This window comes from Pseudomonas sp. MF4836 (genome assembly GCF_002018875.1).
In the GTDB taxonomy this organism is placed as follows: domain Bacteria; phylum Pseudomonadota; class Gammaproteobacteria; order Pseudomonadales; family Pseudomonadaceae; genus Aquipseudomonas.
In genome coordinates this window covers 29,835-43,101 of record NZ_MVOL01000013.1, presented here as the reverse complement: position 1 = coordinate 43,101, position 13,267 = coordinate 29,835, and the positions used below count along the sequence as shown (strand labels likewise).

The following is a 13,267-nucleotide window of genomic DNA, read 5'->3' as shown; positions in this document are numbered from 1 at the left end:
CGCGGCGCCCGCTGACGGAGCTGCTACGCTCAAGCTGCAATCCGCCGAGATGGGCGCATCATCAGGCTTTTTCCACGGTGCTCGACGTCTGACACCGACTCACCCATGCCCAGCAACGCCGCAACCCGAGAACCAAGGGTTTTGGCCGCTTTTTGCGGTGCAGAGCGGCAAAAAGTCCTGAAAAAAGCTGTAAACGACCTCACTGACACTGGATGCGACCCTCCCTGTACTGGATACGACGCACCCTGTAGGCGTCAGATTTTCACTGGTACATGATCAGTCTCGACTCGATTGCAAGGCACCGTGGCACAGCTGTCCCACGCGCCCCAACCGCCACGCTTATAAGTGCGGTAAGAACGCCGCCAAAAAGAAGACACCCAGGAGTCCCCCCCGATGAAAGGTTCCCCCTCGTTGTTGTTGGCCGCCATGCTGAGTCTGCCGCTTCTGGCACAAGCCGCAGAACCGGCGCAATGCAGTACCGTTAACTTCTCCGATGTTGGCTGGACCGACATCACCGTGACCACCGCCACCACCAGCGTGGTTCTCGATGCACTGGGCTACAAAACCAAGACCACGATGATTTCCGTACCGGTGACCTACAAGTCCCTGGCCGACGGCAAGAACATGGACGTGTTCCTCGGCAACTGGATGCCGACCATGGAAAACGACATCAAGGCCTACCGTGATGCCGGCACCGTCGACACCCTGCGCGCCAACCTGGAGAACGCCAAGTACACCCTGGCGGTCCCGGAAGAGCTGTACAACAAGGGGCTCAAGGATTTCGCCGACATCGCCAAATTCAAGAAGGAGCTGGACGGCAAGATCTACGGGATCGAGCCCGGCAACGACGGCAATCGCCTGATCCAGAGCATGATCGACAAGAACGCCTTCGGCCTCAAGGACGCCGGGTTCAAGGTGGTCGAGTCCAGCGAAGCCGGCATGCTGTCCCAGGTCGATCGTGCCCAGCGGCGCAACACCGCCGTGGTATTCCTGGGCTGGGAACCGCACCCGATGAACACCCGTTTCAAGATGAAGTACCTCACCGGGGGTGACGAGTTCTTCGGCCCCAACTTCGGCCAGGCCACCATCTACACCAACACGCGCAAGGGTTACGCCCAGGAATGCAGCAACGTCGGCCAGTTGCTGAAGAACCTCTCGTTCACCCTGAACATGGAAAGCACCCTGATGGGCAACGTGCTGGACGACAAAATGAAGCCGGATGTGGCCGCCAAGGCCTGGCTGAAAAACAACCCGCAAGTGCTGGATACCTGGCTCGCCGGAGTCACCACCATTGATGGCAAACCCGGCCTTGAGGCGGTCAAGGCCAAGCTTGCGCAGGCTGCTAACTAAGTCACTCGCTTACGCCGGGCGGGCCAGTTCCGCCCGGGCTGTTTTTTCCTTGCATGCGGACGTTCACTACCATGCTGACTGATCATAAAATCCCTCTAGGCCAGTACATCGCTGCCTTCGTTGAATGGTTGACGCAACACGGCGCCAGCACATTCGATGCGATCGCCACGACCCTGGAAACGATGATCCACGGCGTGACGTTTGCGCTGACCTGGTTCAACCCGCTGGCATTGATCGGGCTGATCGCCTTGCTCGCGCACGTCATTCAACGCAAATGGGGCCTGACCGCCTTTGTAGTGCTGTCGTTTCTGCTGATCCTGAACCTGGGCTATTGGCAGGAAACCATGGAAACCCTGGCCCAGGTGCTGTTCGCCACCCTGGTCTGCGTGGTCATCGGCGTGCCGTTGGGCATCGTCGCCGCGCACAAGCCGATGTTCTACACCATGATGCGTCCGGTACTCGATCTGATGCAGACCGTACCGACCTTCGTCTACCTCATTCCTACCCTGACCCTGTTCGGTCTGGGGGTGGTGCCCGGGCTGATTTCCACGGTGGTGTTCGCGATTGCCGCGCCGATCCGCCTGACCTACCTGGGTATCCGCGATGTCCCGCAAGAGCTGATGGACGCCGGCAAGGCCTTTGGCTGCTCGCGTCGCCAGTTGCTGTCGCGTATCGAATTGCCCCACGCCATGCCGAGCATCGCCGCCGGGATCACCCAGTGCATCATGCTCTCGCTGTCGATGGTGGTGATCGCCGCCCTGGTCGGCGCCGATGGCCTGGGCAAGCCGGTGGTCAACGCACTCAACACCGCCGATATCGCCCTGGGCTTCGAAGCCGGGCTGGCCATTGTGCTGCTGGCGATCATGCTCGACCGGATCTGCAAACAACCCGACGCCAAAGTAGGGAGCGACGCATGAGCATTATTCGCTTCGATAACGTAGACGTTATCTTCTCCAAAGATCCCCGCGAGGCCCTGAAACTGCTGGACCAGGGCATGACCCGCAACGAGATCCTGAAAAAGACCGGCCAGATCGTCGGCGTGGAAAAAGCCAGCCTCGATGTGGAAAAAGGCGAGATCTGCGTGCTGATGGGCCTCTCCGGCTCCGGCAAATCCAGCTTGCTGCGCTGCATCAACGGCTTGAACACCGTCAGCCGTGGGCACCTGTTCGTCGAGCACGAAGGCAAACAGATCGACATCGCCGCCTGCACCGCCGCCGAACTGAAGATGATGCGCACCAAGCGCATCGCCATGGTGTTCCAGAAGTTCGCCCTGATGCCCTGGCTGACGGTGCGCGAGAACATCAGCTTCGGCCTGGAAATGCAGGGCCGCCCGGAAAAGGAACGGCGCAAGCTGGTGGAGGAGAAGCTCGAACTGGTGGGCCTGACCCAATGGCGCAACAAGAAGCCCGATGAGCTCTCCGGCGGCATGCAACAGCGTGTGGGCCTGGCCCGCGCCCTGGCGATGGACGCCGATATCCTGCTGATGGACGAACCCTTCTCGGCCCTCGACCCGCTGATTCGCCAGGGCCTGCAGGACGAGTTGCTGGAACTGCAACGCAAGCTGAGCAAGACCATCGTCTTCGTCAGCCACGACCTCGACGAAGCGCTGAAGCTGGGCAGCCGCATCGCCATCATGAAAGACGGGCGGATCATCCAGTACAGCAAGCCGGAGCAGATCGTGCTCAACCCGGCCGACGACTATGTGCGTACGTTCGTTGCCCACACCAACCCGCTGAACGTGCTCTGCGGGCGCAGCCTGATGCGCACCCTGGACAACTGCAAACGCATCAACGGTTCGGTATGCCTCGATCCGGGCGGCGACTCCTGGCTCGACCTGGCCGAAGGCAACACCATCAAGGGCGCACGCCAGAACGGCGCCAGCCTCGACCTGCAGAACTGGGCACCCGGCCAGGCGGTGGAAGGCCTGGAACGTCGGCCGACCCTGGTGGACTCCAATATCGGCATGCGCGACGCCTTGCAGATCCGCTACCAGACCGGCAACAAACTGGTGCTGCACGACAACAACAAAGTGGTGGGGATCCTTGGCGACAGCGAGCTCTACCATGCGTTGCTGGGCAAGAACCTGGGGTAATCCCCCGGACATGAAAACGCCGCGAGGATCGCGGCGTTTTCATTGATGCAGCACTGAGTGTGTGTGTGTGTGTGGCGAGGGAGCTTGCTCCCGTTCGGGCGTCCGGCGTCCCGGGGCGAAGCAGCCGTAAAGCCCGGCTCCGCGATCCGACTGCTGGAGCCCGATTGCAGTCATCGGGGTGGCGGTGCCACCCAGCGGGAGCAAGCGCCCTCGCCACAGGCTCGCACCGCCCTTTTCAACCCTCAGCTATAGACACGGCCAAGGAGCTGCCGATGGCTTTCAAACTGATCGAGCACGTCCCGGGTGATCTGCTCCGGGGTGAAGCCCATCAGGTCGTATTCCTGGCTGCCGTTGTGCAGGTAAACCTCGGCGCGGTAGTAGCGCGTGCGCTCTTCCTCGGCCTCGGTGGACTCGCTCGGCGTGGCCAGGTAGCCATCCAGGCTCACCTCGTAGACAAACGGGTTGCCCTCTTCCATCTCGATCCGCACGCCCATGCAGCGCTTGGATTTGCCCAGCAGGGTCTGCACGTCCAGACCCTGAGCACGCAGCAATTGCGCGGCTTCTTCCAGGGCCGGGGTGACTTTCTTGTCCATGAACCGCTGGACCACCGACTGGGTCGGTTGCAGGTCCAGGGCGGTCAGGCGCTCGCTGAAGCCACGACGCCCACGTTCCGCCAGTTGCGCCTGCTCCTGTTCGATCTGCACGTCCTGGCGCATGGCCTTGTGCAAGCCGAACATGAAGAAGATCAGCACCACCGAGAACGGCAGCCCCGCCAGCACCACCATGGTTTGCATGGCTTCGAAGTTGCCGGCGAACAGCAGGCCGATGGTCACCAGGGTGATCACCGCCGACCAGAAGATCCGCAGCCAGTGCGGCGCGTCTTCGTCAACATTGCCGCCTTTGCAGGACAGGTTGGCCATCATCACCGCGCCGGAGTCGGCCGGGGTCAGGAACAGCACGAAGCCGACGAAAATCGATACACCGATCACCACCTTCGACGCCGGGTAATGCTCCAGCAATTGGTAGATGGCCATGGACGGCTGTTCCAGCGCCGTCTTTCCAAGCTCCTCCGCCCCATGGTTCATCACCAGGTCCAGGGCCGAGTTACCGAAGATCGACAGCCACGCCAGGGTAAAGCCCAGGGGAATCAGCAATACGCCCGCCACCAGTTCACGCACCGTACGGCCACGGGAAATACGCGCGATGAACATGCCGACAAAAGGTGCCCAGGAAATCCACCAGGCCCAGTAGAACAGGGTCCACAGGCCCAGCCAGCGATCGGATTTAGCGCTGTCGCCCTCATACACATAGAGGTCGAAGGTTTTCAGCACCACGCCGTTGAGGTAGTCGCCGATGTTCTGCACAAAACCGTTGAGCAGGTGCAGGGTCGGGCCGAACAACAGCACGAAAATCAGCAGGCCGCTGAACAGCACGATGTTCAGGTTGGACAGGCGGCGGATGCCGTTTTCCACACCCGATACCGCGGCGATGGTGGCCACGGTGCTCATGACGATGATCACGATCAGCAGGTTGGTGTTGCTGTGCTCCATGCCGAACAGGTTTTCCAACCCCGAGGACACCTGCATCGAGCCGATACCCAGGTTGGTCACCAGCCCCAGCAGGGTCACGAACATGCCGAAGCCATCCACCGCGTGGCCCGCCGCGCCCTTGACCCAACGCTCGCCCACCAGCGGATACAGCGCCGAACGCAAGGCCAGCGGCTGGTTGTGCCGGTACGCAAAATAGGCCACGGCCAGCCCGACCAGGGCATAGATCGCCCAGCCATGCAGGCCCCAGTGGAGGAATGTCAGCTGCACCGCCTGGCGCGCGGCCAGGTTGCTGCCGGCGACACCCTCGGGCGGGTTGAAGTAGTGATCCAGCGGCTCGGACGCACCGAAGTACAGCAGCGAGATGCCGATACCGGAGGAAAACAGCATGCCGGCCCAAGCGCCGTAGCTGAAATCCGGGGTGTCGTCCTTGCTGCCCAGCTTGAGCTTGCCGTAGGACGAAAATGCCAGGCCCACTACGAACACCAGGTAGGCGGCGATCACCACCATGTAGTACCAGCCGAAGCTGCGGGACAGCCAGGCCTGGGCAATGCCCAGCATGCTGCCGGCCTCTTTCGGGGCGATGATCAGAATGGCGGTCAACAGCAGAATCAGCGCGGTAGAGGTGTAAAACACCCAACCGTTGACCCGCACCTTCTCTGGTGGGGTCTTTATAAGGGAGGCAGAACTCATGGCACAGATGCTCCAGGCAGTGCGAGAGAAGAACGCAAGGCAACGCGATACCCGACCAATCGGTTAGTTGGCAGCCGACCGGCGGGTGATATAAAGACACCCCGAAAAAAAACCGAAACCGCAGAAGTCACATTGAGCACCGGTATCCAAGGCTTGCCACGAGCTGTTCGTTCGTCACTGGCCCCAAGAGCGTCCCGCCCCGTCAACACGTCCTTTCCAGCCGGTTCTTGCCATGCCACCTGTCAGTTTTGGAGCTATTTCGGAGGTCGTTTTTCCGCCCTCTACACGCAGGAAAAACCTGTAGGCAGCGACGATTTGTCGCAGATCTTATTCTTTGTTGATTGAACGTTCAATCAAAACAAAATAGACTGGCCCCTACGCCGGTAGCCGTTCTACGTCTGCCGGCAGGCCTAAGGAGAGGTGCAAGATGCCCAAGGTCGGTATGCAACCCATACGCCGCCAGCAATTGATCGAAGCCACGTTACAGGCCGTCGATCAGGTCGGAATGGGGGACGCCAGCATTGCGCTGATCGCCCGTTTGGCCGGTGTCTCGAACGGCATCATCAGTCACTACTTTCAGGACAAGAACGGCCTGATTGCCGCCACCATGCGGTACCTGATGAACGCCCTGATAGAGAACGTCACCGAGCGTCGTCAGGCGCTGACAGATGACAGCCCGCGGGCCCATCTGCAGGTGATTATCGAAGGCAACTTCGACGCCAGCCAGGTCAATGGCCCGGCAATGAAAACCTGGCTGGCCTTCTGGGCCACCAGCATGCACCACCCGTCTTTGCACAGGTTGCAGCGGATCAACGATCACCGTCTGTATTCCAACCTGTGTTGCCAGTTCCGCCGTGTCCTGCCGCTGGATGAAGCACGCAGCGCAGCACGAGGCCTGGCAGCCCTGATCGACGGTTTGTGGTTGCGCGGCGCGCTGTCCGGAGACGCCTTCGACACCGCACAGGCGCAACAGATCGCTTACGAATACATGGATTTCCAATTGGCTAAGCAGGAGCGCTAGAGCACACAGAGACGCTCGGCCCCCTGAACTGCCGCTGACCCGCGATGCCCAAGCTACAAGGCCCGCCCAGCGGTTAACGCCAACCACTTATGCACTTGCGAGGACTATATGGCCCGTTTCGAACTGCAAAAACTCTACATCGACGGCGGTTATACCGACGCCAGCAGCGACGCCACCTTCGAAGCCATCAACCCGGCTAACGGTGAAGTCCTCGCACAAGTGCAGCGTGCGACCAAGGACGACGTCGAGCGCGCCGTGGTTAGCGCCGAAAAGGGCCAGAAAATCTGGGCCGCCATGACCGCCATGGAGCGTTCGCGCATCCTGCGTCGCGCCGTCGAGATCCTGCGTGAGCGCAACGACGAACTGGCCGCCCTGGAAACCCTGGACACCGGCAAATCGTTCTCCGAAACCAAATACGTCGACATCGTCACCGGCGCCGACGTGCTGGAATACTACGCCGGCCTGGTTCCCGCCATCGAAGGCGAGCAGATCCCGCTGCGTACCACCTCTTTCGTCTACACCCGTCGCGAGCCCCTGGGCGTCGTGGCCGGTATCGGCGCCTGGAACTACCCGATCCAGATCGCCCTGTGGAAATCCGCTCCAGCCCTGGCGGCCGGCAACGCGATGATCTTCAAGCCAAGTGAAGTCACCTCGCTGACCACCCTGAAACTGGCCGAGATCTACACCGAAGCCGGCCTGCCGGACGGTGTGTTCAACGTCCTGACCGGCAGCGGCCGTGAAGTCGGCACCTGGCTGACCGAGCACCCGCGCATCGAGAAAATCTCCTTCACCGGCGGCACCGACACCGGCAAGAAAGTCATGGCCAGCGCCTCCAGCTCCTCGCTGAAAGACGTGACCATGGAACTGGGTGGCAAGTCGCCGCTGATCATTTTCGACGACGCCGACCTCGATCGCGCCGCCGACACCGCGATGATGGCCAACTTCTACAGCTCCGGTCAGGTCTGCACCAACGGCACTCGGGTGTTCGTACCGAGCCACCTGAAAGCCGCTTTCGAAGCCAAGATCGTCGAGCGCGTTGCACGCATCCGCATCGGCAACCCGGAAGATGAAAACACCAACTTCGGCCCGCTGGTCAGCTTCGCCCACATGGAAAGCGTGCTCGGCTACATCGCCAAGGGTAAGGAAGAAGGGGCTCGCGTCCTGTGCGGCGGCGAGCGTCTGACCCAGGGTGACCTGGCCAAGGGCGCGTTCGTGGCGCCAACCGTATTCACTGACTGCACCGACGAGATGACCATCGTCCGCGAAGAAATCTTCGGCCCGGTGATGAGCATCCTGACCTACGAAACTGAAGAAGAAGTCATCCGTCGTGCCAACGACACCGACTTCGGCCTCGCTGCCGGCCTGGTCACCAAAGACCTGAACCGCGCCCACCGCGTGATTCATCAGCTCGAAGCCGGTATCTGCTGGATCAACGCCTGGGGTGAATCCGACGCGAAGATGCCGGTTGGCGGCTACAAGCAATCCGGTGTGGGCCGTGAGAACGGCATCAGCTCGCTGAATAACTTCACCCGCATCAAATCGGTACAGGTTGAGCTGGGCGACTACGCCTCGGTGTTCTAAGACCCGATTGAGCCTGGCATGGCCCCCGTGGCGAGGGAGCTTGCTCCCATCGGGCTGCGAAGCAGCCCCATTCCAGGCACCGCCGTTCTTTCAGACCGAACTCGAGCGCTGACTTTGCGACTGCTGCGCAGTCGAACGGGAGCAAGCTCCCTCGCCACAAAAGCAGCCTGAACCAACTTTTACGAGGGTGCATTTATGTCCCAAGAATATGACTACATCATTGTGGGTGCCGGCTCCGCCGGTAATACCCTGGCGACCCGTCTGACTGAAGACGAAGGCGTCACCGTGCTGCTGCTCGAAGCAGGCGGCCCGGACTACCGTTTCGATTTCCGTACGCAAATGCCGGCCGCCCTGGCGTTCCCGCTGCAAGGCCGACGCTACAACTGGGCCTATGAGACCGATCCGGAGCCGCACATGGACGGCCGCCGGATGGAATGCGGTCGCGGCAAGGGCCTGGGTGGCTCGTCGCTGATCAACGGCATGTGCTACATCCGCGGCAACGCGATGGACTATGACAACTGGGCGAAACTGCCAGGTCTGGAAGACTGGGATTACCTCAACTGCCTGCCGTACTTCCGCAAGGCCGAAACCCGCGACATCGGGCCTAACGACTACCACGGTGGCGATGGCCCGGTCAGCGTGACCACGCCCAAGGCCGGCAATAACCCGCTGTTCCACGCCATGGTCGAAGCCGGCGTGCAGGCAGGTTACCCGCGCACCGAAGACTTGAACGGCTACCAGCAGGAAGGCTTCGGTCCGATGGACCGCACCGTCACGCCTAAAGGCCGTCGTGCCAGCACCGCTCGCGGTTACCTGGACACCGCCAAAAAGCGCTCGACCCTGACCATCGTCACCCACGCTCTGACCGACAAAGTGCTGTTTGACGGCAAGCGTGCAGTGGGCGTGCGTTACCTGATCGGCGCCGCCGAAGAGCGCGTTGAAGCCCGCGCCCGCAAGGAAGTGCTGGTGTGCAGCGGCGCCATCGCCTCGCCGCAAATCCTCCAGCGCTCCGGCGTCGGCCCGGCCAAGCTCCTGGAAAGCCTCGACATCCCGGTGGTGCACGACCTGCCGGGCGTCGGCGAAAACCTGCAGGACCACCTCGAGCTGTACCTGCAGTACGCCTGCACCCAACCAGTGTCGCTGTACCCTTCGCTGCTCTGGTACAACCAGCCGGCCATCGGTGCCGAGTGGCTGTTCAACGGTACCGGCATCGGCGCCAGCAACCAGTTCGAAGCGGGCGGTTTTATCCGTACCCGTGAAGAATTCGATTGGCCGAACATCCAGTACCACTTCCTGCCGGTAGCGATTAACTACAACGGCAGCAACGGTGTGAAAGAGCACGGTTTCCAGGCGCACATGGGCTCCATGCGTTCGCCAAGCCGTGGCCGGATCCAGCTCAAGTCGAAGAACCCGCGCGAGTACCCGAGCATCCTCTTCAACTACATGGCCACCGAGCAGGACTGGCAGGAATTCCGCGACGGCATCCGCCTGACCCGGGAAATCATGCAACAGCCTGCACTGGACGCGTTCCGTGGCCGGGAAATCAGCCCGGGCATCGACGTCCAGACCGACGAGCAACTGGATAAATTCATCCGCGAGCACGCCGAAACCGCGTTCCACCCGTCCTGCTCGTGCAAGATGGGCACCGACGACATGGCCGTGGTCGATGGCGAAGGTCGCGTGCATGGCATGCAGGGCCTGCGGGTGGTCGATGCGTCGATCATGCCGATCATCACCACCGGCAACCTCAACGCGCCGACGATCATGATCGCCGAGAAAATCGCCGACAAGATCCGTGGCCGCCAGCCTCTGCCACGCAGCACCGCCGACTACTTCGTGGCCGGCGACGCCCCGGTACGTGGCAAGCCGCTGCGTGACGTGAGCCGCACCGCGCAGTAAAACAGCCTGGCGCCGACCGCAACGGTCGGCGCCATCGCGGTCTCCCCGCTTCCCTCGCCACACCCCATCCAGCCCATTGCACCGACTGCGTCCTTGATCGCAGCCTTGGGCAGCGGCTACAGTTCTGCACCTGTCTCGCCCATCCCCATCGCACCGCGGACATTATCCCGAGCCCACCGTCGCCTGTAGCTAGCGCGGCCGGTTTGCTGGCGATAGGGCCCGCAGCGCGCCGCGCTTCACCAGGAGGTCACCCATGTTCGACTTTCACCCCCAGCTCAAGCAGCGCTTCGCTGCCTTGCGCACGGGCGGCGAATTTTTCTCGCTGCGGTATGTACGTGAATCCGGCCAGCACCTGTCGGTGCGCAAGAACGTGGCCGAACCGCCCAGCCTGAGCCGTGATGAAGGCGCCATGCTCACCGTGCGGGTCAACGGCGTCGAAGCCTATGCCGCCACCAACGACCTGTCCCAGGCCGGCCTGCAAGCCGCCCTGCAACGGGCCGAACAGCAAGCGCGGCTGATCGCCGGGCATGCCCTGCTCGACTTGCGCGAGCAGGCGGTGTCCAGTGACCGCGGCGACTACTTTTCGCCAAACCTCGACCAGCCCTTCCCTTCCCTGAGCGATTGCTACCAGATGCTCGGCGACGAGTCCGCGGCCGTGCCCAAAGACGAGCGCCTGGTCAACTGGCAGGTGAGCATCGGCATCACCCAGGTCGAGCAGATCTACCTCAACAGCGCCGGCGCCGAGTTGCGCCAGGCCCAGCGCTTCGTCTACCCGGGCCTGGATGTGACCGCCTACGACGGCAGCGACAGCCAGACCCGGACCCTGGGCCGCGACAACTTCGGCCAGCAGGGCGGCGCCGATGTCATCAGCCGCTGCGGCCTGCTGGGCGCCGGGGCACAGGTCGCCGACCAGGCGCTGCAATTGCTGCTGGCGCCCAATACCCCCCAGGGCCCGCGCGACCTGCTGCTGATGCCGGACCAGATGATGCTGCAGATCCACGAGTCCATCGGCCACCCGCTGGAGCTGGACCGGATCCTCGGCGACGAACGCAACTACGCCGGCACCAGCTTCGTCAAAGCCCAGGACTTCGGCAGCCTGCAATACGGTTCGCCGCTGCTCAACGTGACCTTCGACCCGGAGATCCCCGAAGAGCTCGCCAGCTACAGCCACGACGATGACGGCAGCGCCGCCAGCAAGCAGTTTCTGATCCGCGAAGGCTTGCTGCTGCGGCCCCTGGGCGGTGCGCTGTCGCAATTTCGCGCCGGCCTGAAGGGTGTCGCCAACAGCCGTGCCTGTGGCTGGAACCGGGCACCGATCGACCGCATGGCCAACCTCAATATCGAGCCGGGCGAGCAATCCCTGGAACAACTGATCGGTGGGATCGAGCACGGCATCCTGATGTCCACCAACCGCTCCTGGTCGATTGACGATGCGCGCAACAAATTCCAGTTCGGCTGCGAATGGGCGCAGTTGATCGAGAACGGCCAGCTCAAGGGCGTGGTGAAGAACCCCAACTACCGGGGGATCTCCGCGCAGTTCTGGCGCAACCTGAGTGCCGTTGGCGACCGCAGTACCTTCAAGGTGCTGGGCACGCCCAATTGCGGCAAGGGCGAGCCGAACCAGGTGATCCGCGTCGGCCATGCTTCGCCGGCCTGTGTCTTTAGCAACATTGATGTGTTTGGGGGAGATGCCTGATGAGCACCGATATGAGTCAGGCCGAACAGTTCAAGGCCCTGGTCGACTGGCTGCGCGACGCCCTGCGCGAGCCGGAGCAGTTCAGCCTGAGCTACGCCGCCGAGTCCTCGGCGTTCATTCGTTTCAACCACGCCCGGGTACGCCAGGCCGGGCACGTGCAGCAGGCCAGCCTGGAGTTCAAGTTGATCGACCAGGGCCGCCACGCCGACCTCAGCATCACCCTGGCCGGCGACCCGCAAGTGGATTTGCAACGCCTGGCCGAAGGCCTGCAACAACTGCGGGAAACCCTGCCGTTATTGCCCGCAGACCCGTACCTGCTGCTCAACCACAACGGCTGGCACAGTCAGAACGTGCAGGAGCGCCCACTGCCCGACACCGAGCAGGTGGTGGCGGAAATCGGCCGCGCCGCAACGGGCCTGGACCTGGTGGGGTTCTACGCCGCAGGTCCCGTCAGTCGCGGTTTTGCCAGTTCGGCCGGGGCCTTTGGCTGGCACCAGGCCAATAGCTTCAACTTCGACTTCAGCCTGTTCCACGACAACGGCCAGGCGGTAAAGGCCAGCTACGCCGGCGATCTGTGGAACAGCGCCGACTTCGCCAGGCGCTTCGAGCAGGCACGGGAGCAACTGGCGTTTCTCGGGCGGCCGCTGCGCACCCTGGCCCCCGGGCAATACCGCGCGTACCTGGCGCCAGCGGCCCTGGAAGAAATCGTCGGCATGCTCAGCTGGGGCGGTTTCTCGGCCCAGGCCATCGCCAGCAAGCACAGCCCGTTGCAGAAGCTCTACGCCAATGAGGCCAGCCTGAGCCCGCTGGTGTGGCTCGACGAACAGGTCAGCGGCTCCTTGAGCCCGGCCTTCTCCGATGAGGGCTACCCGAGCGAAGACGTGACGCTGATCGCCGCGGGCGCCGCCAGCGGCCAACTGACCAGTTCGCGCAGCGCCGCCGAATACGGCCTGACCACCAACGGCGCCAGCGGCGGCGAATACCCCGGCGCATTGAGCATGCGCGGCGGGCAATTGCCGCAGCAGGAGATTCTCAAGCAACTCGGCACCGGCCTGTACATCAGTAACCTGTGGTACCTGAACTACTCTGACCAGCCCGCCGCGCGCCTGACGGGCATGACCCGCTTCGCCACCTTCTGGGTGGAAAACGGCGAGATCCAGGCCCCGGTCAGCACCATGCGTTTCGATGACAGTGTCTACAGTCTGCTGGGCACGCAGCTCGAAGCCCTGACCCAGGAGCGCGAGCTGCTGCTGTCGCCCAGTACCTACGGCCAGCGCCAGACCGCCTCGACGCACCTGCCCGGAGCGCTGATCAATCGCCTGACCCTCACTCTTTGAAAAACAGCTGCAAGCGCTAAGCTTCAAGCGTGTAGCTCAAAGCTTGGCGCT

General features: G+C 62.5%; 9 protein-coding genes. 8 read left to right on the top strand and 1 reads right to left on the bottom strand.

What is annotated here, in order from left to right; translation table 11 throughout:
* The first annotated feature begins 393 nt into the window (after positions 1 to 393).
* The 3 genes from MF4836_RS26315 to choV all read left to right on the top strand — a co-directional run bounded on the left by MF4836_RS26315 (position 394) and on the right by choV (position 3,442).
* On the top strand, positions 394 to 1,350 hold the full coding sequence (locus MF4836_RS26315) for a choline ABC transporter substrate-binding protein (protein WP_078472772.1): 957 nt from the start codon (positions 394 to 396) through the stop codon (positions 1,348 to 1,350).
* Positions 1,351 to 1,421: 71 nt separating this feature from the next.
* The gene (choW, locus tag MF4836_RS26310; protein ID WP_020295350.1) at positions 1,422 to 2,267 is read left to right on the top strand and encodes a choline ABC transporter permease subunit; all 846 of its coding nucleotides are present in this window, start codon (positions 1,422 to 1,424) and stop codon (positions 2,265 to 2,267) included.
* Complete coding sequence (gene choV / locus MF4836_RS26305; RefSeq protein ID WP_078472771.1) at positions 2,264 to 3,442, top strand: choline ABC transporter ATP-binding protein; 1,179 nt, start codon at positions 2,264 to 2,266, stop codon at positions 3,440 to 3,442. Before choW ends, choV begins: the two co-directional genes overlap by 4 nt.
* 242 nt (positions 3,443 to 3,684) lie before the next feature.
* Here the strand turns inward: choV and MF4836_RS26300 are convergent, their stop codons facing one another.
* Positions 3,685 to 5,625: a BCCT family transporter gene (locus MF4836_RS26300; protein WP_238596212.1), complete on the bottom strand. Its 1,941-nt coding sequence runs from the start codon at positions 5,623 to 5,625 to the stop codon at positions 3,685 to 3,687.
* Between the two features lie 484 nt (positions 5,626 to 6,109).
* On the opposite strand from MF4836_RS26300, the gene betI reads away from it, so the two are divergent.
* The 5 genes from betI (at position 6,110) to MF4836_RS26275 (ending at position 13,216) form a co-directional block, all read left to right on the top strand.
* Positions 6,110 to 6,703 carry a transcriptional regulator BetI gene (betI, locus tag MF4836_RS26295; RefSeq protein ID WP_078472769.1) on the top strand — a complete coding sequence of 198 codons (594 nt, stop codon included), beginning with the start codon at positions 6,110 to 6,112 and terminating at the stop codon, positions 6,701 to 6,703.
* 108 nt (positions 6,704 to 6,811) lie between these two features.
* Entirely contained in the window at positions 6,812 to 8,284 is a 1,473-nt protein-coding gene (betB, locus tag MF4836_RS26290; RefSeq protein ID WP_078472768.1) for a betaine-aldehyde dehydrogenase, read from the top strand.
* A 195-nt stretch (positions 8,285 to 8,479) separates the two neighbouring features.
* A complete protein-coding gene (gene betA, locus MF4836_RS26285) occupies positions 8,480 to 10,183 on the top strand; it encodes a choline dehydrogenase (RefSeq protein ID WP_078472767.1) in 1,704 nt (567 codons plus the stop codon).
* Positions 10,184 to 10,436: 253 nt separating this feature from the next.
* Complete coding sequence (locus MF4836_RS26280; RefSeq protein ID WP_078472766.1) at positions 10,437 to 11,879, top strand: TldD/PmbA family protein; 1,443 nt, start codon at positions 10,437 to 10,439, stop codon at positions 11,877 to 11,879.
* The gene (locus MF4836_RS26275; RefSeq protein ID WP_078472765.1) at positions 11,879 to 13,216 is read left to right on the top strand and encodes a TldD/PmbA family protein; all 1,338 of its coding nucleotides are present in this window, start codon (positions 11,879 to 11,881) and stop codon (positions 13,214 to 13,216) included. Before MF4836_RS26280 ends, MF4836_RS26275 begins: the two co-directional genes overlap by 1 nt.
* The last annotated feature ends 51 nt before the right edge of the window (positions 13,217 to 13,267 follow it).